Annotated in this window: 18 protein-coding genes; 13 read left to right on the forward strand and 5 right to left on the reverse strand. The window is 44.3% G+C overall.

The window, feature by feature from the left end:
• Positions 1-499 precede the first annotated feature (499 nt).
• Positions 500-808 carry a hypothetical protein gene (locus FCL46_RS03520; protein WP_136810087.1) on the forward strand — a complete coding sequence of 103 codons (309 nt, stop codon included), beginning with the start codon at positions 500-502 and terminating at the stop codon, positions 806-808.
• Positions 809-864: 56 nt separating this feature from the next.
• Positions 865-1188, forward strand: a complete 324-nt coding sequence (locus FCL46_RS03525; RefSeq protein WP_136810086.1) for a putative quinol monooxygenase — start codon at positions 865-867, stop codon at positions 1186-1188.
• Positions 1189-1468: 280 nt separating this feature from the next.
• Here the strand turns inward: FCL46_RS03525 and FCL46_RS03530 are convergent, their stop codons facing one another.
• Entirely contained in the window at positions 1469-1786 is a 318-nt protein-coding gene (locus tag FCL46_RS03530; RefSeq protein ID WP_136810085.1) for a hypothetical protein, read from the reverse strand.
• A 516-nt stretch (positions 1787-2302) separates the two neighbouring features.
• Between FCL46_RS03530 and FCL46_RS03535 the strand changes: the two genes are divergently transcribed.
• A complete protein-coding gene (locus FCL46_RS03535) occupies positions 2303-4546 on the forward strand; it encodes a PAS domain-containing hybrid sensor histidine kinase/response regulator (protein WP_176371583.1) in 2244 nt (747 codons plus the stop codon).
• Between the two features lie 112 nt (positions 4547-4658).
• Here FCL46_RS03535 and FCL46_RS28415 read toward each other — a convergent pair whose 3' ends face one another.
• A complete protein-coding gene (locus FCL46_RS28415) occupies positions 4659-4787 on the reverse strand; it encodes a hypothetical protein (RefSeq protein ID WP_267313674.1) in 129 nt (42 codons plus the stop codon).
• A gap of 248 nt (positions 4788-5035) precedes the next feature.
• Between FCL46_RS28415 and FCL46_RS03540 the strand changes: the two genes are divergently transcribed.
• The 10 genes from FCL46_RS03540 to FCL46_RS03585 all read left to right on the forward strand — a co-directional run bounded on the left by FCL46_RS03540 (position 5036) and on the right by FCL46_RS03585 (position 15813).
• Positions 5036-7390 (forward strand): arylsulfatase, encoded by a 2355-nt coding sequence (locus tag FCL46_RS03540; protein ID WP_136810083.1) that lies wholly within the window; start codon positions 5036-5038, stop codon positions 7388-7390.
• 503 nt (positions 7391-7893) lie between these two features.
• Positions 7894-8460: a PAS domain-containing protein gene (locus FCL46_RS03545; protein ID WP_136810082.1), complete on the forward strand. Its 567-nt coding sequence runs from the start codon at positions 7894-7896 to the stop codon at positions 8458-8460.
• Between the two features lie 195 nt (positions 8461-8655).
• Positions 8656-9396 (forward strand): hypothetical protein, encoded by a 741-nt coding sequence (locus tag FCL46_RS03550; RefSeq protein ID WP_136810081.1) that lies wholly within the window; start codon positions 8656-8658, stop codon positions 9394-9396.
• Between the two features lie 132 nt (positions 9397-9528).
• Entirely contained in the window at positions 9529-10530 is a 1002-nt protein-coding gene (locus FCL46_RS03555) for a class I SAM-dependent methyltransferase (protein ID WP_136810080.1), read from the forward strand.
• Between the two features lie 113 nt (positions 10531-10643).
• Positions 10644-11048, forward strand: a complete 405-nt coding sequence (locus FCL46_RS03560; RefSeq protein ID WP_136810079.1) for a GFA family protein — start codon at positions 10644-10646, stop codon at positions 11046-11048.
• A gap of 111 nt (positions 11049-11159) precedes the next feature.
• Entirely contained in the window at positions 11160-12710 is a 1551-nt protein-coding gene (locus FCL46_RS03565) for an arylsulfatase (protein ID WP_136810078.1), read from the forward strand.
• 744 nt (positions 12711-13454) lie between these two features.
• Positions 13455-13961 carry an OsmC family protein gene (locus FCL46_RS03570; RefSeq protein ID WP_136810077.1) on the forward strand — a complete coding sequence of 169 codons (507 nt, stop codon included), beginning with the start codon at positions 13455-13457 and terminating at the stop codon, positions 13959-13961.
• A gap of 158 nt (positions 13962-14119) precedes the next feature.
• Positions 14120-14572: a hypothetical protein gene (locus FCL46_RS03575; RefSeq protein WP_136810076.1), complete on the forward strand. Its 453-nt coding sequence runs from the start codon at positions 14120-14122 to the stop codon at positions 14570-14572.
• A gap of 200 nt (positions 14573-14772) precedes the next feature.
• Complete coding sequence (locus FCL46_RS03580; protein WP_167506051.1) at positions 14773-15399, forward strand: substrate-binding periplasmic protein; 627 nt, start codon at positions 14773-14775, stop codon at positions 15397-15399.
• A gap of 102 nt (positions 15400-15501) precedes the next feature.
• Positions 15502-15813, forward strand: coding sequence for a DUF6678 family protein (locus FCL46_RS03585; protein ID WP_217909559.1), 312 nt, complete (start codon positions 15502-15504; stop codon positions 15811-15813).
• Positions 15814-15909: 96 nt separating this feature from the next.
• On the opposite strand, the gene FCL46_RS03590 is transcribed toward FCL46_RS03585, so the two are convergent.
• From FCL46_RS03590 to FCL46_RS03600, 3 genes are all read right to left on the reverse strand, one after another.
• A complete protein-coding gene (locus FCL46_RS03590; protein WP_136810074.1) occupies positions 15910-16563 on the reverse strand; it encodes a DUF2459 domain-containing protein in 654 nt (217 codons plus the stop codon).
• 199 nt (positions 16564-16762) lie between these two features.
• Positions 16763-18472 (reverse strand): ATP-binding protein, encoded by a 1710-nt coding sequence (locus FCL46_RS03595; protein WP_136810073.1) that lies wholly within the window; start codon positions 18470-18472, stop codon positions 16763-16765.
• Between the two features lie 106 nt (positions 18473-18578).
• A complete protein-coding gene (locus FCL46_RS03600; RefSeq protein WP_136810072.1) occupies positions 18579-21707 on the reverse strand; it encodes a hypothetical protein in 3129 nt (1042 codons plus the stop codon).
• Positions 21708-21897: the final 190 nt, after the last annotated feature.

Consider the following 21897-nt stretch of genomic DNA (forward strand, 5'->3'; position numbering starts at 1 on the left):
GATTCTACAAGCAGTTTCAGGCAGAAACATTTCTCAATCTTCTTGGAATAGTATGGGAAATTTCTTTTTTCTACAAGATTGATCATATGCAACAGTACGATGACGTGAAACACTCAACTGAAGCAACCTAGAGGAAGCTTCCTGATGTTGCCGGTGAGTATTTATTGGTCACATATGACCACTTGGCCATATGTGACCCGGATTGTATCGGTTCGGTTAAATATATGGTGCAGGCAATGTTGATAAATATTCGTATAAATACCGATTGGTCGTGGGCGATGAGCACAGACACCATGTTCATGGCATGAGGCTTGCAAATTACAAGTTACTGGTGTGTTTCTCAAGTTGTCTACTAAAGATGATGTCAGTATCCCACAGTCGTGATGAACCCAAGAGAACACTTCACGGTTCAGTTATTTTGAAAACAGCGCGAGATCGTTGAGTCATGAGCAAATACCAAGTGCACAACAGATCTATTCAATCTCGCAAGGAGGATCCAATGAGCGAAAAAGAAGCCTATAGGAAAAGACTTGTAGCAGATATCAAGTTAGACGAGGCCAGACTGGCTCAATTAGAGGCAAAAATCAATAGCAACACAACTGGAATACGAGCAAGAGATACAGACCGTATTAAGGCCGTTGAGCAGAGAATCGACGAGGGAAAAACTTCCTTACGTGAGTTGAGTCGACATCAGGAGAACACCCGTGGCCGGCCTGGTCACAGGTTGAATAAGAAGGGTAGGGCAGCCTGGGGTAAATTACAGGACTCGCTTCAGGATGATATCTCCACACATGAAGGAGAACTGTAGGTTGTCATTCTTCCATCATTTTCCAGAACTGCCCAGGATAAGGAATCTCAAAAACAATGATCATCGTTAGAACAACTTTAAATACCCTGCCGGAGAAGCAGAAAGAAGTTATGCAAACGCTTCTCTCGATGATGGAGCCACCGGCAAACAGAAATGGACTTCTCAGTTACGGTATCTATCGTGATATTGAAGATAACAATATCTTTAACCTGATTTCTGAATGGAAGAGTCGGACATATCTGAATCTTCATCTGAGGTCTGACACTTTCAGTGTTTTACTTGGTATAAAAGGCCTCCTGTTAAAACCAATTGAAATCCAGATAATCAAGGTCTCTTCTGTCGAGGGTTTAGATGCTGTTGAAGCGGCCAGGTGTAGATAGTTTCCGCCCGTATATCCATGGATCGTGGTGAGAAGTTCTTAGAGTCTGATGTCGGCTATCAATATCACGCTGTTGTATCAAATCAGCGATCGGCGCAGGACGACACTCCGAGAGTAATACCATATCATGCGGATGCCTCGGTACCGATAGAGGTCAATTTCATTCTCTGGTGGGAATGATGCTTCTATAAGAACTTGACCTTGGGGTTATTCCGGGTGCAGCATGCTTGTATCGATATAACATGCATGCGAGCAGGCCACATCTAAGCACGCTATTTATTCTATACTTCTTTTTGGAGATTTTTCTTACGATGCAACAATCGTATAATTGTTAAACCAATAACCAGACAACCGAGAAATGGCATTTCATCAACCACACCGTGTATTGCCGTAGGTTCAGGAAACATATATTTCATAAATACGGGAGCACCGAAACATATTGCAGCAACAATACTGCCATATATAATTTCCTTAATTCCGCCAGCATCAAGCATTTTCATAGTCTGCTCCTCTTCTAGCCATTTATGCTTCTGTAGATCTGTCAGACTTCTCGAAATAATCCAGGTCTGCCCAACAGTTTTCTTGAGTCGGTTCGGCAACCGTAACATTCTCCAGGCAGAGAAACAATCTATCCTCTCTGATATTTGAGAAAACAGCAATCCATAGGGTGAAGATTTCCACTGACAGGCTGGCACATTCTCAGGAATCGATAGCTCGATAGAAGGGCTGTTTCAGACTTGAACAGGATATGGCTTTTTCCGCGTAGCGGTTCAGTTCTTCCGAATATCGTGAAAAGTGAATTTCAGGAAATAGCTTTCGTTCTGAACCCTAACGAGAAGTCTCCCTCGTGGGAGTATAATGCCACATTGATAAGCTTCTTTATGGCAATGTTAGATTTCAAACCGTCGATTGTTGATATTAAGCTAACAGGAAGCAGTCTAGAGTTGCTATGATGTTTAAGAGGGCTAATTTTTCAAAGCAAACCTATCCCAACTTACCCCTCACGCAATTAATAGGAATCAAGGTCACATATTTAAGAGGAGGCCACAATGGCTGACATTCTGATAGACGACATCTGGAAAGATATCATAAAGACAATACGTGAACCCCTATTAGTGCTGGATTCAGATTTGAAGGTTATCTTAGCAAGCCCTTCTTTCTATACCGTCTATAAGGTAAAACCTGAAGAAACTGTGGGTCGACTAATTTACGAACTTGGCAGTAAACAGTGGGATATCCCCCGGCTGCGAGAACTGCTTGAAGATATTTTACCAAATGAAAGCTCTTTCGATAACTTTGAAGTAGTGCACGATTTCAATATTATCGGCAGGCGTACAATGTTGTTGAATGCCCGACAGATTGAGCAGAGGACGGACAAGAAAAAACTCATCCTCCTGGCTATTGAGGACATCACCAAACGCATGCTGTTAGAAGAGTTGTTGATAGATTCTGAAGAACGCTTCAGGCGACTTTTTGAAACAGCAGATGACGGTATATTGCTTCTCAATAAGGACGATGGAAATATCTCCGATATTAATACATCTGTTGAGAGAATTTTGGGTTATTCCAAAGAGGAATGTGTCGGAAAAAATCTCCACAAAATTGGCGTAGTGCATGATGTGTTTGATATAAAGGAGATACTCAGAGCGTTGGACGATCAAAGGGTTATTCATTTCAATAATGTTATGCTTCAAACCAAGTCTGGTAAATCTGTGAATGCAGAATTGTATTTTGTCGACAAGGCAAGTGTAATTCAATGCAATATTAGAGATATTACCGTGCGCAACAAACGTGCTGAAAAAGCAATACAGTTTAGCGAGAAACGATACCAGGACCTTTTCAACAGTATCCGCGACGCAATAGTGGTGGCAGATGGTACCAGGACAATAATCGACTGTAATCAAGCATTTATAGATCTTTTTGGTTATCAGAAAGAGGAGGTACTTGGAAAACAAACGCTTGCCCTTTATGAAGATGAAGAAGAATTCCGACGTATGGGTGTATCAATCAAAGAACATAAAGATGATACTGGATTTTTACACATTACTCATTTTCAAAAAGAGGGCGGATCCGTTTTTACAGGTGAAACCAGTGTGTTTTATATGTTAGACGCTAAGGGGGCAGAGGTCGGATACATTGGTCTGATACGGGATGTCACCAAACGTCTGGAAGAGGGAGAAGATCGGAAGAAACTGCAGGCACAGCTACTCCAGGCCCAGAAAATGGAATCAATAGGTACCCTGGCCGGAGGGATTGCCCATGATTTTAACAATATTCTAACTGCTATACTGGGTTTTACTGAACTTGCGAAGAGTCAAGTTAAACCAGGATCTGGAATTGGCAGCGATTTGCAGGAAGTCTATTTGGCAGGAATTCGAGCCAAGGATCTTGTCGCGCAGATTCTTGCTTTTGCCAGGCAGTCAAATGAAGAACAAAGTCCACTTGAGGTTGCTCTTTTAGTTAAGGAAGTAATCAAGTTTCTAAGGTCTTCAATCCCCACGACCATTGAAGTAAAACACAGTCTTAAGAGCAATTCTCTCATTCTGGGTAACCCTACCATGATTCATCAGGTGGTTATGAACTTAGCAACAAATGCAATCCATGCCATGAAAGACGAGCAGGGTATCCTTGATGTAAATCTACAAGATATTGATATTACTAGTACCAATCCTGACTTAGGAGTGGATTTTGGTTTAGAGTTTGGGAGCTATATAAAATTAAAAATATCTGATAATGGCGTTGGTATTTCGCCGGAATATATCAAACAGATTTTTGAACCTTACTTCACCACTAAGGCCCAAGGGGAAGGGACTGGTCTTGGGCTTTCCCTGGTGCACGGCATTGTTGAAAAATATGGCGGTAAAATTTTCGTGGAAAGCACCCTTGGAGTGGGGACATCTTTTATTGTATATCTACCCATCGTCAGTAAACGTAACTTAGAATTCAGCCATGAATCAGAGTTGATCCCAATGGGCAACGAACGGATTTTGTTTGTCGATGATGAAGCTGCCATAGTGAAAATGGGTGCGAGGATGCTTGAAAGTTTGGGTTATGAAGTGACTTCCAGAACAAGCAGTATTGAGGCATTGGAGCTATTTCGCTTTAAAGCTGAAAGCTTTGATTTGGTGATTAGCGATATAACGATGCCGAATATGACAGGAGATAAGTTAGTAGAAAAAATACGAGCCATTGCTCCGGATGTGCCGGTTATCTTGTGTACAGGGTATAGCAATAGAATTACAAAAGAGACTGCCAGAAAATATGGTATTAATGGATTTGCCTTTAAACCAATTGTCAAAACAGAATTTGCCAATCTAGTACGAAGTGTCCTGGATAAACCTTTTGATATTATGCAATAATATTTGACACCAATACAGGACCATATGAATTGGCATAACAAAATGGACTCTACCTTTGTGTGATTAGTCTATTGTGTGCTTTGGTAAGATTAACCAAAACATAGTGCCCAGATTAAGCTTCTTCCTGTATCCCTTCAAAACCGTTTCCACCTCGGCAAACTCCGTCTATCGGTCTGCCGAAAGCGACCTTAACAGGAAGAATCTTTAACACGATGATCTTGTTATTGGTTAAGACTGCCAATTCTTATATCCATTCAGAAGTGCACCATTTTGTCATGGAATAAAATATTCTATGATAGCAGTAATGGAGTCATAACCTGTCGAACGTACACGTTAAAAAAATCACATATAATACTGATAATTAATTAATTATTATCTACTTGTAGTTGTATTATGCCAGCAGTTATAATGTTAGGGTCTGAACGCATCCAATATCTAACTGCAATACTCACTTAAAATCTGTTCATGTTTGTTTAAAGGAGGAAGCTCATGAAGTACACCAAGAGAATAAAGCTGTTACCTGCTCTCCTTGCAACCCTGCTGATTTCGCAGACTGCTGCTGCGGATAACGAGTTTGATCGAACTATCCTGCCGATACCTGAACAAATTTTCAGAGGCAAGATTGGACTAACACCAGCCGATTCGGTAAAGGATTTTCCACGCCAGATTGAAGCACCAGAGGGAGCACCAAATATAGTCATCATAATGCCGGATGACGTGGGTTTTTCAGCCTCAGAGGTGTTCGGAGGTCCGATTCCCACCCCCGCTTTTGACCGGTTGGCAGAGGCTGGGATACGCTACAACGCCTTTCACACAACAGCCCAGTGCTCGCCAACCCGTGCTGCATTACTTACCGGTCGGAACCATCACACCGCCGGGACAGGATCAATTATGGAGATGGGAGTAGGATATCCCGGTTACAACACCCTTGTTTCCAAAAAACTTGCCGGTATCGGTGAAATCCTCAAATACAACGGCTACAACACTGCCTGGTTCGGAAAGAACCACAACGTGCCTGACTGGCAGAACAGTCAGGCAGGACCCTACGATTTGTGGCCTTCCGGACTCGGTTTCGAATACTTCTACGGGTTCCTCGGTGGCGATGCCAATCAATGGGCACCTGCTATATTCGAAAATACTACCCCGATTGAACCACCCCATGATGATCCTGATTACCATTTTGACGTAGACCTCGCAGACCAGGCTATTAAGAGGCTTCGCCTTCTTCACGCAATGGCACCTCAGAAGCCTTTCTTCTTCTACTATGTTCCGGGTACCTCTCATGCACCACATCACGCGCCGAAAGAGTGGATCGATAAGTTTAAAGGCCGTTTTGACAATGGTTGGGACGCAATGCGTGAGGAAATTTTCAACCGCCAGAAGCGTTTGGGCGTTATCCCAGCTTCTGCACAATTCACGGAGCGCCCGAAGGATCTACCGGCATGGGACTCTTTAGATCCCGAGCGAAAGAAAGTGTTTGCCCGGATGATGGAAGTTTATGCTGGCGCCCTTGCGCACTGCGACCACCAAATCAATCGTTTTCTCGATGCCCTCGAAGAGACCGGTCGCATGGATAACACAATGATCATATATATTATGGGTGACAATGGCCCCAGTGGTGAGGGCGGCGCTCAAGGCATGCTCAATGAAATGACCATTTTCAATGGTGTAATTGAAGACTTTGACGATATAAAGAAGGCAGTTGACGGATTGGGTGGCCCTATGTACTTCAACCACAAACCGGCCGGTTGGGCACATGCTATGGCAACGCCGTTTCAATGGACGAAACTCGTAGCTTCGCACTTTGGGGGCACTCGTAACGGGATGGCTATATCCTGGCCTAAACGGATTAAAGACAAAGGAGGACTGCGTACACAGTTTCATCATGTCATTGACATTTTGCCGACGGTACTTGAAGCAACCGGGATTCCAGCACCTGTAAAGGTTGATGGATTCGATCAAAAGCCCATTGAGGGAGTAAGCATGGTTTATACATTCGATGATGCAGCCGCTCCATCGACGAGAACAACGCAATACTTCGAAATTTACGCTCGCCGTGCAATCTATCATGATGGCTGGATGGCGAGCACGACGCCCAAAATTGCTCCATGGCTGCCTTCTGAGCCATCCAAAAACGCGCATACAGAATACGAGTGGGAGCTCTATAATGTGGCTGAAGATTTCAGTCAATCAGTGAACCTTGCTGCAGAGTATCCTGAAAAACTCCAAGCCCTAAAAGACCAATTCCTTGTCGAAGCAACCAAATATAATGTCCTGCCACTGGACGACAGCAACATTCCACGCTTTGATGTTAGCAACCGTCCCAGCTACACTGAGGGCCGCAAAACCTTCACCTTTTATGACGGGATGATCAGAATTCCAGAGGGGAGTTCGCCCGATCTGAAAAACCAGTCGTGGCAAATTGAAGCACAAGTAGAGATCCCCAAAGAAGGTGCTGAGGGGCTTATCATAACCCAGGGAGGCCGCTTTAATGGGATCAGCCTCTTCGTCCTTGATGGAAAGCCAGCGTTCACATACAACTACCTTAACCTCAAACGTACCGACCTGCGCGGTGAGGATGCCCTGTCTCCAGGAGAACATACCTTGCTTGTGAAGTTTCACTATTCCGGTGGAGGGGCAGGAAAACCCGCCGATGTTGAATTACTGGTAGATGGTAAATCCGTGGCAACTGGCCGAGTTGAAAAAACAATCCCAATTCGCTTATCACTGGATGAAACCCTCGATATAGGCGAAGACACGGGAACACCGGTTAGTGAAGACTATAAAACCCCCTTTAAGTTCACCGGCGAAATAGAGAAAGTCACTGTTGCGTTGCAGGAATAGCTGGACGGTAAGGAGAGTCAATTACCGAACCCCAATTTGCTAAAATCCGGTTAAGCGAAAGGTGCTAATGCGTCTCTGCTTAACCGGAGTACTATAATTGCAATTGCCATTACGAAGGTTATTATTTCTCACCAGACAGTCAGTTGAGGGTTATTCCTGTACACCTACAGTCGGAGATGTGTCCTGAACATTGTAAAATTGGTGCCTAGGAGAAGTATCTTTGATTTATCCATGGTTAAAATAATGATTGAGTCATGTCAACATGTGAACGATAGTGTCGTAGTATCATATATGTTGCCTAACGTATTTTTGCATTTCTTCTGTTGGTCATCTACAATACCTTCATAGGTCATCTATAGTGAAGTTCTGAAAGACAACCTACTTGATTGTCAAGGTAGGACATTGTTCAATAGAATAGCTTAATATCACGATAGGGCAATGTGACCTGGTAATCAATGATTCAGCATTTGAATATAAAATCTATATAATTTTTGGTGAGTAGGATGAGACCAAATGAAGAAACATTGGATTTCTTATTAAATATAATGCCTGCTGTTCTATATGAGTATATTCAAAATCGGGATGGTACTAATAGAATTACTTATATATCACCAAATTCTAAAGACATCTTAGGTTATCCATCAAATCGTTTCATCAATAAAGACGTATCAAGTTTCCTTGAAATCACACATGAAGAAGATACTGATAGATTTGAAAAAGAAGATAGAGAAACAATAGATGATTCATATTTTACAACAGAGGCAAGAATCATCGTGCCAACTAAAGAGATTAGATGGATAAGGTTTCGCTCTAAACCAGCTTCAAAATCACCAGAAGGTAATGTCACTTGGGTCGGTTGCATTGTAGATATTACTCAGTTAAAACAAACTCAAGCTGAATTGAAACAGTTAAGGGGAATTTTGCCTTTGTGCTCTTTTTGTAAAAAAATACGAGATGACCAGGGGTATTGGACTCAAGTTGACCATTATATCGAAGAACACACAGAAGCCGATATTAGCCATAGCATCTGTCCTGAATGTATGGAAGAAAAATATCCAGAGGTTGACTAAAACTTAAAGCTGAACAAACCGTTCCAGCGGACTCACTGAAGCTCCCGTGTGCCAGGAAGGAAAGTGATACCAGCTTTCTGTAACTTTATGAAAGATGAAGGAGGGCCCTTCGGTCTCGGATTAAAGGATTTGGGATCAAATCACCTACTGCTGCTGTGGTAAAGAGCCATGGTGGTGAGTGAGTAGGAGAAGGCAATGATTCAGGGCTGGATTCAGTACTATGGTCGCTTCTACAAGAGGCAGTTGAAGTCATATCCCGGGCTACTCGACCGATTACCCTTCAAGTTATCCCCAAAATATAGTGGGGTTGTTATCATGATGTTTTTAGATCCTGAAAACCCAATAGCAACATGTGAATCAGATTCTTGTGATGATTGCGCTATCAATAATGATCTTCATTGCCATTTCAGTTTAAAAGATTGGATATATTTCCTTTTCATTGCATTTCCTCCTTTTCTGCTTGGTGGCGCTGGGATCTACTATATGAACAGCTGGTTATTGATACCTTGGATAATCTTCGTGGTTGCTTTTTTTGGATTGATTGAAATTCGTGTTATGTGTTCCCACTGCCCTCATTATGCCGAGTCTTTAACGTCATTAAAATGTTGGGCAAATTACGGATCTCTCAAATTATGGAAATATAGACCTGGCCCCATGTCAATTATTGAAAAAACAATTTTTTTTGCTGGTTTTGCTATTGTTTGGGGTTATCCTTTGACATTTTTAATTCTTAGCAAACAGATATTTCTGCTGCTTGTTTATTCGATTACAACCGTAGGCTTTTTTATGACATTGATATATTTCATGTGTTCACAATGTATGAATTTTGCCTGTCCACTTAATCAGGTTGATGAAAAAGTGCGAAATCAATTTTTTGATAAAAATCATATTATTGCAGAAGCCTGGGGGAAATGTGGAAATAGTGCACCTAATTGATTTTTCACTATTGAGGATAACAGCGGGCTAGACAAGGATGGGCGGGAAAAGCGCCTGCGCACCTGTCAGCCCAAGCGTTATGCTTAAGGATAAAATGTAGAATCTATCGGATGGAACAATGGCAGCCCTAAAATGATAAAATTCATACTAAAATCACCTTTGTCTCTGCTATACCATATCAACAAGACAGGTAGAGAATTTTGCAGAGCAGGATTCATTTCAACAGCTCTTTCCGAAGGGATATACGATGTTCTTGCTAAAGGGCCAGCAAGTTGTGAGGACCTTCAAAAAGCAATTGATACGGATTTCAATAAAGAAGGGCTTCTAGCATGGCTTGATTTGGGTGTGTCACTGGGAGAACTGAAAAGAAATCAAAACCGCTATAGTATTAAGGGTAAGTTTGCTAAAGAATTATTGAAACCAGCAAATGATACATGGAAAGCCTTTTTTCAAGCTCGTGTAGAGATATTTCACAATTACATCATCAACACACCATCCCAACTGAAAAGGCATGAGAAGTTTGAGTTTAGCCAATCCTATGGAGAATTGTTTGCCCGATCATCCAGAACTGTCGAACCTTTTCTGTTAGATATTGTTGATGAAATAATACCACAAACAGGAGAATGCTCTCTTTTGGAAGTCGGATGTGGCTCGGGCATTTATATCAAACGTGCCTGTGATCGCAACCCAAACTTGAATGCACTTGGATTAGAGCTACAGGAGAAAGTAGCTGATTTTGCGAGAGATAATGTAACTGTTTGGCAAATATCAGACAGAGTAGAAATTGAGACCAATGACATACGAGACTTCACCAGTGAAAACAAGTACGACATTATTACTTTTTTTAATCTTATTTACTATTTCCCTGTTAATGAAAGAATCGACGTCCTTCGCAAATTAAAAGATTTGGTAAATCCAGGTGGGCATTTGGTCTTAACAACCTTATGTCCAACAAATGAGCCGTCAATTCAATTAATGAATCTTTGGTCTTCAATGACAGAGGGATGTGGCCCATTACCAACACCAGAGCAAATTATCGACCTGTTTAAAAAAACTGGGTTTTCTGAATTTCAGCATAAAAAACTAATGCCTGGCTTCTTTTTGTTTAAAGCCAGCCTGTCAAATTCCATTTAAACATGCATAACCAGGTGTTTCACCAGACCAAGGCCACTACGCGCCTCAGGCTGGAGAACTTATCGTAATGTGAACCAACGCTATATAATTCACAATCATGAGGAGTTAGATCTATGTGTACACAATCAGGATCATGCCTTTGTGGTGAAATCACTTTCGAAATAGAAGGCGATTTTGACAATTTCTATCTTTGTCATTGTAGCCGGTGTCGAAAAGATACAGGTTCGGCTCATGGGGCCAATCTTTTTTCTTCTTCTGCCAAGTTGAAATGGATATCAGGAGAGGATAAAATAACAAATTTTACTTTGCCTTCAACACAACACAACAAATCCTTTTGCTCAATGTGTGGATCCGCACTTCCAAATATTCAAATGGGAGGTGAACTTCTGGTGGTTCCTGCTGGAAGCCTTGATTGTGATATCTACATCACTCCTACCGCCCACATTTGTATTTCCAGCAAAGCAAATTGGGATAAAGATCTTCATAAAATTCCTATGATGGAGACTTTGCCGTCATAAGCATAAAGCCACATAACAAGTGCTTCCAGCTGACGCCTAAACAGCGCGGCTGAAGCTGGTGTTAGCCCTAAGATTTCATTAGCCCCATAACTGAAAAGGAGGAGTGATACCATGAAAACAACAGCAACTATTGCAATATTATTTGCGATTTTCTGCGCACTAATTACATCGGCCATCGCACAGGACAAACCCAACATCCTCATCATCTTCCCGGATGATGTGGGCTGGGAAAATGTCAGTGCCTACAGTCATGGCACCATGGGCTACCGGACTCCCCACATCGACCGAATTGCCAAGGAGGGAGCGTTGTTTACCGATCATTACGCCCAACCCTCCTGCACCGCCGGGCGGGCGGCGTTGATCACCGGGCAATATCCGATCCGCAGCGGCATGACTACGGTCGGGCGTCCGGGCGCGGAACTTGGGCTCAAGCCGGAAACGCCGACTCTTGCCGAGGTGCTCAAGCCGCTTGGCTATGCGACCGGCCAATTCGGCAAGAATCACCTTGGCGACCGCAACGAGCACCTGCCGACGGTGCATGGCTTCGACGAGTTCTTCGGTAACCTCTATCACCTGAACACTCAGGAGGAGTTCGAGCAGCGCGACTACCCAAAGGATCCCGAATACTTTAAGAAATTCGGTACCCGCGGCGTGCTCCACACTTGGGCCACCGATACGGACGATCCCACGGTCGACCACCGCTTCGGCAAAGTTGGCAAGCAGAAGATCGAGGATACCGGTCAACTTGGAAAGAAGAGGATGGAGACTATGGACGAGGAGTTCATCGAGGCCAGCCTCGACTTCATCAAACGCGCGAAGGAGGCGGACAAGCCCTTCTTCGTCTGGTTCAACCCATGCCGGATGCACATGTACACCCGCCTCAGTGACGAGCACAAGTATCTCGCCGCTGACATTACCACCGAGCACGACGCCTACGGCAGCGGTATGATCGAACATGACATGCAGGTCGGCGAGCTGCTCGACGGCCTGGAGAAGCTCGGCGTCATGGACGACACCATAATCATCTACTCCACCGACAACGGCCCCGAGCACAGTGCCAAGCTCCACGGCGGCACCACACCCTTCCGCGGTGAAAAGATGACAACCTTTGAGGGCGGTGTACGCGTTCCGATGATGATCCGCTGGCCCGGCCATATTCCTGCTGGCAGGGAACTCGATGGCATCCAGTCCCACATGGATATTTTCACCACCCTCGCGGCGGTGGCCGGCGAGCCCAATGTCGCCGAGAAGATGAAGATCGAGCGTAAGCAGTACATTGACGGCGTCAACAACCTCGACTACTGGCTTGGCAAGACTGAAGAAAGCGCTCGAGACAATTTCATCTACTACCACGAGTCCACGGTCAGGGCGATTCGCTACAAGCAGTGGAAACTCCACTTCGAAACCAGCGAGAACTACTACGCGCCCTACGTGAAGCAGAAATTCCCGTTGATGTTCAACATCCGCATGGACCCCTTCGAGTCCTTTGACGAGATCGGCGACCGCTCGCAGGTTCTTCAAGCCAAACAGTGGGTCAACGAACCAATCCAGCACCTGCTCGGCGAACACGTGCAGTCGCTGATGGATTACCCGCCCGTGCAGAAGGCCTCCACCTTCGACTTCAGTGCCATTATGGAGCAGCTGATGTCCGGGAAGCAATAAGCCTAACAATCGCATTCACACTGGCAGCAAAAAGCGCCGCTCCTACGTCGCCATGCTTTTTGCTGCCAGTGTTGCTGCTCGTTATTTGCGATGCGAAGGCGCTTTATGTATATGTTTTCACATTAAGTTATAGTTAGAACCCTGTGTTCCACCACCGGCATCCCAGTGATTTGTAAATTTTTACCTATCTGATCTTGTTCGCCATTTTAGCAAACTGACTTCGTTTCTCATTCAGTTACATATCGCTGCTATGCTCCTTTATTCGTGCCTCGCAGTGCACTAAAATTGCGGGACAATATTTGCGACATTTAAAGATTTACAGAGCGATAGTCTGGAAACATGTGATCTGCAAGAGGGAAGCGTGAATCGAGGTTGTGGTTGATGGTTGTTAATGTATCTTCCCGGGTTACTCTGCTCTGCTGGACTAGACATCGAGATTAATGTGATCGCTAAGGCCGTTCGAGCCACCACAGAAGAATGGCTCTGGCCAGATGCTCTATTCCGGAATCATTTACCTGCTTTTGTGAAAAAAGGTTTCTTTGCTCACAGCGTATTTGAAGATTTCCTTGCAGAGTGTGAGGCGTTCCTAATCACAATTGAGTCCAAACAGTGATTATAGTGCACAGACGGAAGCTAACACGGCTTTTGCAGTGTAGAAAAATGCGAGCACCTCTGAAAAACAACGTTCGCTGAGAAAGAATCAGAAGGTTTCTTGTTCAAAGTAAATACTATTGAGAGGCCGTTATGAATGCAGAAGAACTCAAGACGCTTCAGTCCCCATTGAAGCAAAAGTATAAAGATAAACCAGAGACCGCAATCGTAACCCTTAGAGCCAAAGGACGAATCGGTGAAGGAATCACCTGCAAGGTTGAAACGGGGAAGGCCCTTGTCGAGGCTGGACTACATCCGGCTACAGGAGGGGATGGACTCTCCCTCTGTTCAGGAGATATGTTATTGGAGGCATTAGTCGCTTGTGCAGGAGTAACTTTGAGAGCAGTAGCTACCGCAATCGGGGTGGATCTCAAAGATGCCACGATTAGTGCTGAGGGGGATCTGGATTTTCGAGGTACTCTCGCAGTCACCAGGGAAGCCCCGGTGGGTTTTAAGAGTATTCGTCTTCTGTTCGATATAGAAAGTGACACAGAGCAAGAGCAGTTAAACTCCTTGATCAAACTAACAGAGCGTTATTGTGTGGTATATCAAACACTATCCCGTGCACCAGAAATGAATGTTACGTGCAGAGTAAGATGAAGGAGGAGGCACCAGTTAACCATGCGCTTCATGCGACCTGGGAACCCTGTATTTTTTTTCGAGAGTTTGTGCAAAATTGAGGCGTGCTGCCTTTTTCCCATCCTGGCAGGTTCCAGGCGTGTGAGCGTGTAGTTAGCGCAAAGGATACAACAGTTATTATGAGCAGAGTAAAACATACAACTTCGTTCGAAATTCAGGAGCCTGTTAACGTACTTTTCCCGTTATTCAGTGCCGAAGGCGAAATGCTTTGGGTTCCCGGCTGGGATTATGAAAACATAATGGGAAGCACCGAAATTCACGAAGATTATGTGTTTGTCACTAAAAGTCACGATCATGCTACGTCTGATGCTGTATGGGTGGTAAAGCGGTATGAGCCAGAAAAATATTTGATTCAATTCTACAAGGTAGAGCCAAAAGAAAAACTTGGGGTTATTGAGGTTCAATGTTCAGAGCTAAAAAAGTCTCTTACCAAGGTGCAGGTAACCTATGAATACATCGGGTTGTCAGCCACTGGCAACGAATTTATTGCTGGTTTTTCCAAGGAGAAATATGAGGCTTTCATCGGTGAATGGGAACAATTGTTGGTCAATTACTTCACAAGCAAGTGCTAACAAGGCGCTTCGCCCGACCAAGAAACATGATGCGGTGTTCGTTGTGTGAGCTTGGTCGTTAGAGTTTGAAAGAAGCATCTATGAAACGACTATTTTTTTATTTAACAGTTATTAGTGTCATAACATGTTCATTGCAATCATATGCAAATGAACAAATACGTATTTGTACCAACAGTTATGAGCCCTATTACGGTGAGAATATGGCTGATTTCGGACCCTTTATCAAGATCACTGTTCTTGCGCTCAAAGAGGCCGGATATGACGCCGAAGTAAAATTTCTTCCGTGGTTAAGATGTCTGAATGAAGGTAAGAAAGGTATCTTCGACATGATTGTGGGCGTATGGTGGTTAAATACGGAACGGGAAAGTTGGACAGCTTATACCGATGGGATACTTGAAAATGAAGTTGGATTATATAAAAGAAAGTATGATAAACTTGTTTTTAAAAATTATGCAGATTTAAAAGAAAAAAATGTTGTAGTTGGAACTGTGCATGGATATATCAATCCTGAAAGTTTTGTTCAGACTGGTATAAAGACCGAGCAAGTAACAAAAGACCTTCAAAACATGGAAAAACTTTTAGCTAATAGGATAAGATTAGTCCTTGTTGATAAAAATCTTGGCGCATACCTTCTAAAAAAACAAGGCGAGGAAAATGAAATAGAATGGCTTGTAACTTTACAAAAAATTCCTCTCCGAAACGGAATTATGAAAAATGCAAAAGGGGACTGGGTAAAGAAGCTTGATGATTTCAATAATGGATTATGGATACTTAAAGAACAGGGCGTTGTTGAAAAAATCCTGAAAGAGTACGATATTCAATTTTGATATTAAGATAAGATCAAAATATAACCTGTTATTAAGGCTGACGGCTCCATATTCCGCTGAATTCAGCGTTATTCGATGAAACCAAAAACAATGATCGGGATAATGAACAATACTAAGTGGGAAGAATTAAGAATGGGAATGTACAATCTTAATTCATTATCACCTCGATGGCGTACATGTCACACTGAAAACGAATATATCTCAGAATGGGATGGCGAATGGTTCTATCATTTTAGAATTGGTGGATATCAAACAATCAAATGGGTTGAAATAAAAATTTCATCTAAAGAGCAAGATGAAGCAGTATTGAAAATATTAAAACAGATAAATGTGCCAGGTGAAAGGACAGGGAATGGGTTTAAGATCTTTGGTTATCTGCCTGAAAATAAATCAATAAATTATATAAACCAATAACCATGCGTTCCGCCGGACTCGCTGAATCCAGCCGGTTATTTCCACGAACCCCGCAGTTAGTGTTACCTGTCTTCATGAGTAGTCCCCTGATGGGGGTCATTTTTCCAGTATTACCTTCCCGAAGCGGCGTGCCTGCGACATTAGGCTATTCACTGTAGATGCATGGGTGATTGGGCAACCTGCAGTCTGAAGGATAGTTGCTGACCACGTGTTACATGTCTTGCAAAGGTGATATGTTTCCTCAGATGCATAGAACCAACTGTAACCGTAATTTCCCGGGCCCAAACGGACTGCCGTGCCTGACTTGTCTCGCGAGAAACTTTTTGAGATTTGGTGAATCATTTGCTCGAATCCAGGCACGGAAAGCTCTATCCTGATCATCTCATTGTGTGGGAAATAACTCTTTGGTGGACCGCGAAAACCGACCAGGTGTAATACACTTGACGTGGGCAATAGCAGGGCTTTGACGGCAAGTCCCGGTCCAGGATCGGGAGAGGTGTAATAGTCTTTATCTCCCCAGCCAATCTCCAGGTAATCCATATGCGTGAATATGTTGAGGCTTGGCCATTCTGGCTGGCGGATATCGATACGTCGTATAACAATCCCTGCATGCCAGCCGTGATTTACCAGAAATATTGACCTGGTCTGCTCATCTTTTAGGGGAGGGAACAGGGGATTGGGCTGAATAGTGCAGCCGCTTGTCATTATCACCATGAGAAACAGTAACGCCTTGGTTATAAGCCACCTCATATCTTTCCTCAGCAATGGTGAGAATAACAGCCTTCACAAGCTTATAATAACCGGAATTCCAGAAGCTCAAGGTAATACTATATCGACATAGATGTTGTTCTTATCCACATATTTAACTGGAGAACACAATATGTTTTGATAGAGAGCATGAGACAGGAAAGAGTATTTTGAGGATTTCCTGAAAAGCAATTAATAAGTATCACCCAGTGTCTGAATCGTGCTGTAGGGGTGTTTGGAGGCGCACGAGTACCTCGTTGATTTCCTTCATGCTAATCGGCTTGGCAACATAATCGTTCATTCCAGCGGCAAGGAAATTTTCCCTGTCGCCAATCATGGAATAAGCGGTCATTGCAATGATGGGGATTTCCGACTTGCGCCCAAGCTCTTTAGAGGACCGTATCTTTCTGGTTGCTTCAACACCGTCCATCAGCGGCATCTGGATGTCCATGAAAATGAGGTCAAAGTCTTCTGTGGAGAGCAGCTGGATAACTTCAAGACCGTTCTGTACGCAGGTAACTGCATGACCTGATTTTTCCAGCAGCATCTTGGCAGCGAACGAACTTATCCCTTCATCTTCCGCCAGGAGGATTTTCAGGTTGCGGATTTGCTCAGTGGCAACGCTTTCGGAGGCCTGTCTTGCCTCGATATGCCCCTTGGCCGTAACCGTGAAAGGAAGGGAGATATACATGACTGTGCCGGCCTTGTTACCGTTGTCGATAGCCAGTTCGCCGTGCATCAGGTGAACAAGCTTGCGGACAATGGAAAGTCCGAGGCCGACGCCCTGGAATCGGCGGGTATATTTTTCTTCTGCCTGCACGAACGGTTCAACGACGTCATTGATCTGTTCATCGGTAATGCCGATTCCAGTATCACTGACAGCAATGTGCATATAGATGCGGGAGCTATCACTGCAAGGCCAGAACGAGACCTCGATGGTAATACGACCATCTTCGGTGAATTTGACGGCATTGCCGACCAGATTGAAGAGGATTTGCCGCAACCGGGCTTCGTCACCGATGATTATTTCCGGGAATTTCCCTGACCAGACAAACTCCAGGGTATTTCCTCTTGCTTTCGCCGCCTGGTTGAAGAGCTCGAGAATGGCCTTTTCCAGATTTTTTACCTGGAACTCTGCTGACTCAATCTTGAGCTTTCCCGCCTCAATCCTGGCGATATCGAGAATGTCGGCAAGTAGCCGGTTGAGACGATGCAGTGAGGTTTTCACAGCCTGGAGGTATTCAGACTGCTGCCCGCTCAGCGATGTGGTTTGGAGCAGTTGCAGCATGGCGAGAGCACCGTTTAGCGGGGTACGTATTTCATGGCTCATGTTGGCCAGGAATTCGGATTTAACTTTGCTGGCGGTCTCAGCCTTGTCCTTCATCTCAATTAGCTGAGCCTCTGTCCGCTTTCTGTCCGTTATATCCCTGGCGATGCCAAGAACCCCGATGAGGCGACCGTCCCGGTCGCGCATCGGCGTCTTGATGGTTTCAAAAAGACCCCGATAGCCATCTTCGGAGAAGGTTAGCCATTCTTCATTGATGCTTGGCTTGTCGGATTTCATGGCCTTCAGGTCATTGGCCCGGAAAAAATCTGCCAGTTCCTCAGAAACAAAATCGTAGTCGGTTTTTCCTACGATTTCTGATTCTTGTGCACCGAAAAATTTCTCGAATGTCGAATTGCAAGTGAGAAAAACACCGTTTGGGTCTTTCAGCCAGATCAAATCGGGAATACTGCGCAGCAGAGAGTAGAGATAATCCCCTGACCAGGACCTCTTTTCTGCATCGGCAGGTTGCTCCCCGGCCTGAGACAGCTTTGATGTTTTTATCTCATCCTCAAGTTCTGCTATACGTTTCCGCAGAGCTTTCAGCTCTGAAGCCTGGTGTGTATTGTGTGTGTTTTTTCCCGCCATATGTACCTCGCAATATTATAACTCAATCCTACTGAATTGCGGGACAATACGGAAGGTCGTCGTAAAGAAAAGTGCGAGTAAAACACACTATTCAAATATTTTCGGTCTATTTCTGACAGTCTGCTATACATTTTTCCTTCAGCTTTTTCATATCCACCAAATATTGATTTGATTGGTCGAGGTAAAAAGAAAGTGCTTTGGAAAAATGCTTACCGACCAGGCCGTCCACAAAGACCTGGCTGATTTCTCGATAGCGAGTCAGGATGAGTTGGGAACGGTAGAAAATCAGCCACTCCTCCTTGGACATCTCCTGGAGAATGATTGTTAACGCCTTGCGGGACCTCGGCTGATACATCCAGAAATACATAAGATCCAGCGCATTGACTATGATAAGCCGCTCCAGGTCCTGTGCTTCCCGGCTGAGTGTCTTCATCATTATTTTTGGAGATTGAAGTATGGCGAGGACATCTTCTTCCGGGAAGAGCAGATCTAATCGAGAAAACACTGAAAATAGCTGGGTAACCTTTGTACGATAGCCGGTCAGCCTTGCGGTAATGTTTGCCTGACGATCGGCTACACCCTCAATCACCGCAGCAACACAGTCCGATGCGAATTTTGAAATGATTGCTGCCCATTTTTGGAGAATCGTTGTCGTATCAGGGACACCTGCCATCCCCAGCAAAGTACCAATGGCTGTGTTAAGCAGGATGGCCATTGGAATGGCCAGGATGGAACGAAAGAAATTGCCAACTGTCGCACCTTTAGGTAACCCTCTAACAGCATTATGGCTGGAGATGTAGATACCATTTGCCAACCCCATTACCGCATACAACAGTACCGGGTTTGTAGAGGTCGTAACACCCAGTGTGCGATCAAGCAGCAGGGTCTTTACGATATAATCAAGAAGCGGTACTGAAAAGCCTGTATACAGCAAAGAGTCAGATATCCTGCTCCAACTGACAAGTGAGTTCCATGGTAACAGTGGAGAACGGCGCAGACCGCCTCCTCCGAGTACCGACTGGATGATATTACGCGAGCCGGTAATACCGAACCAGATAACAGCTCCCAAATATGAAAGAACCCACCAGTCCTTGGTGAGGAAGAAAGTGAGAAACGCAGGGATAAAACCAAGCAACACCTTCGCCATATTTTTAGTGTTGGTGTTAAGATATTTCCATGGTTCGCCAATTGATTCAGGTTCCTGCTTGCCGCGTACCTCAATACCGCAGCCAACCTGTTTGCTGAGTCCTCCGAGAGTGCCGATGTTGCCACGTTTACCACCATGCAGAATAAGGCTATCGAGTTTCCAATTCACCCATCGCTTTACTCCTGTCCTACGCGAAAAAAATCCACTCGCAGCTTTCCCTTGAACACGCTTCACCTGAGTTTGGCAGTTTTTTGTTATCAGGGCACTTACAGGAATAAGCGTTCTTCCTTCAGTTCCCTGTTTACTGAAAAATTTGTTTCGAGCCCGTGCTGGTAAGGTATCTATTACGACAAAGCCCATACCGTAGCAATGCTCCGCCTGGCCTGTTGAGCCTGAGCCGATACGTGACTTGAGGGTCCTTTTTCGGTAACTGTAGTGGAACGATTCCAAATGTGACAAAATGTCAATCAGCTGGAGTTTACGTTCCTGCAGAAACGAAAGTTCTGCGTTCATCGAAACAGATTTTTTTTTACCCGCAGTAGTGGTCTTTACTTGCTCTTTTATTCTGAGTTGATGCTCTTCATGATCCAGAATAATATTTCGTATCACATTCTTCAGACTGATAACATTATCGTCGTTCAATGCTTTTTGCAGTTTGCTGATCAGGTCGTAATGAGCATCAGGACTCTTCCCCTGGACTGTTCCACCCTTTAAAACAGTTGTGTCAATAGAGACTCCGTCACTCATGCCCCGGCTTGCATCTTTAAGATTATATGCCTCGATATGAGTGAACATACCGTCACCTGCATAGAGGAGTTCAAGCGTATCCTGAGCAGAAAGGTTGCTGAGATTCAGGGTGAAATTTGAACTGGGGTGCAGCGATATCAGTCTTTTGAGTATTTCGTTTAAACCGCAATGTAAAAGCTGGGGAAGTTCCGGGCTATCCTGGGGGACGGTAGGATCATGCACTTCAGGATTCCGTGAAGGAATGAGATAATCTGCGATTATCGATTCAATAGTCACTTGACGGATCTTTTCTAGCTCGACTTTTTCCAGAGTCTCTTTGTTGCTATTCTTTGAATGAGAATACAACTCAATACGATCTGAGACTGTGTTGTGAATGAACCGTGCCAGGTGAAGTATTGATGGCTGCCCTTTACCGACAAATGCGAGGAAGTCATTACATACCAGAGCGGGTAGGGAAAGGCCGAGTTCCCTGTTCAATTGTAATCTGTGTTTACTGTTGAACATCTCAAATACATCGAAGACATATTTTTGCTGGTATTGTGAGACTTCGCGCCCCTCCCTCATGAATGCTTTGACACCTTCTTTGTCGAGAAAATTGAGGAAGGTAGCGTTGTCGGGAAAGCCGTCAGGTTCCCAGGTGAACTTGATATATTTATCCCTGAACCGTGTGGAGATTTCTATACCGACTCGTACGGTGATATCAAGAATCTTACCGGCTTCGAGTAGTTCCTCAATCACATCAGGTTGAACATAATTGTAGTAAACGACAGTCAGATTACGGATACCTTTAATCCAGGCGTCCATGATAAGGTGGGTAGGAGATTTCCTTCCCTTAGTATTGGCGTCGTGTACGTGGTCGTCAAAAGCGAGCTGGTTCCACTGCTCAGGCATTTCCACCAGATGATAGCTAGCAAGTTCTTTACGTATCAATCTGGGATTTCCGGTGGAAACCATTCTGAAATCATGCGCCAATTTTAGCCTGCGCATCTCGTTGTCGCGAGTTCGCACAAGCTCCTTCATGATTTGCAACAATACTCTGGCTGTATTTTTACGATAGTACCCCGACGAGGACAGGAACACCTCATCACGCAAAGAGCGCAAAGCCTTCAGGCGGTCGCGTGCCATACCTTTCTCAAAAGAGCCAAGCAGACTCACAACTGCATATGCTATCCGTAAGCCCCTTGGTGCCGCCAACTCTTTAATTCCGTGGGGGTGCATGTATTCAATAAGCAACGAACGGAATGCTCTGGATCTGGGGCCCCTCTCAAGGACGTCATCTACAATTTGAAGAAGGTGATAGTCGTTTTTGTCAAAAAATATGCGTGAAGCGATTGTATTCATGTTTTAAGCAACAGTCATTGTGTAGTCATCCCACTGAGGCAACCTGAGAATAGATTACTCAGAACCTGGCAGGTAGTAATAATGAAATGAGATTTTTGAACCTATAAGGTCCGATTGTGAATAGATGGCTGAAAGAGTGGGCGATTCTTAGTTGTTGAGATTGCCTAAGAATAATCCACTCTTTCTACCT

Origin of the sequence: Desulfosediminicola flagellatus (assembly GCF_005116655.2) — a bacterium.
GTDB lineage: Bacteria > Desulfobacterota > Desulfobulbia > Desulfobulbales > Desulfocapsaceae > Desulfopila > Desulfopila flagellata.

Coding starts and splice junctions, on each gene's coding strand:
- FCL46_RS03550 (WP_136810081.1), top strand. CDS start 8,656: ATGATTCAGGGCTGGATTCAGTACTATGGTCGCTTCTACAAGAGGCAG.
- FCL46_RS03525 (WP_136810086.1), top strand. CDS start 865: ATGATCATCGTTAGAACAACTTTAAATACCCTGCCGGAGAAGCAGAAA.
- FCL46_RS03565 (WP_136810078.1), top strand. CDS start 11,160: ATGAAAACAACAGCAACTATTGCAATATTATTTGCGATTTTCTGCGCA.
- FCL46_RS03595 (WP_136810073.1), bottom strand. CDS start 18,472: ATGGCGGGAAAAAACACACACAATACACACCAGGCTTCAGAGCTGAAA.
- FCL46_RS03520 (WP_136810087.1), top strand. CDS start 500: ATGAGCGAAAAAGAAGCCTATAGGAAAAGACTTGTAGCAGATATCAAG.
- FCL46_RS03600 (WP_136810072.1), bottom strand. CDS start 21,707: ATGAATACAATCGCTTCACGCATATTTTTTGACAAAAACGACTATCAC.
- FCL46_RS03545 (WP_136810082.1), top strand. CDS start 7,894: ATGAGACCAAATGAAGAAACATTGGATTTCTTATTAAATATAATGCCT.
- FCL46_RS03585 (WP_217909559.1), top strand. CDS start 15,502: ATGAACAATACTAAGTGGGAAGAATTAAGAATGGGAATGTACAATCTT.
- FCL46_RS03575 (WP_136810076.1), top strand. CDS start 14,120: ATGAGCAGAGTAAAACATACAACTTCGTTCGAAATTCAGGAGCCTGTT.
- FCL46_RS03570 (WP_136810077.1), top strand. CDS start 13,455: ATGAATGCAGAAGAACTCAAGACGCTTCAGTCCCCATTGAAGCAAAAG.
- FCL46_RS03580 (WP_167506051.1), top strand. CDS start 14,773: ATGGCTGATTTCGGACCCTTTATCAAGATCACTGTTCTTGCGCTCAAA.
- FCL46_RS03590 (WP_136810074.1), bottom strand. CDS start 16,563: ATGAGGTGGCTTATAACCAAGGCGTTACTGTTTCTCATGGTGATAATG.
- FCL46_RS03540 (WP_136810083.1), top strand. CDS start 5,036: ATGAAGTACACCAAGAGAATAAAGCTGTTACCTGCTCTCCTTGCAACC.
- FCL46_RS03555 (WP_136810080.1), top strand. CDS start 9,529: ATGATAAAATTCATACTAAAATCACCTTTGTCTCTGCTATACCATATC.
- FCL46_RS03560 (WP_136810079.1), top strand. CDS start 10,644: ATGTGTACACAATCAGGATCATGCCTTTGTGGTGAAATCACTTTCGAA.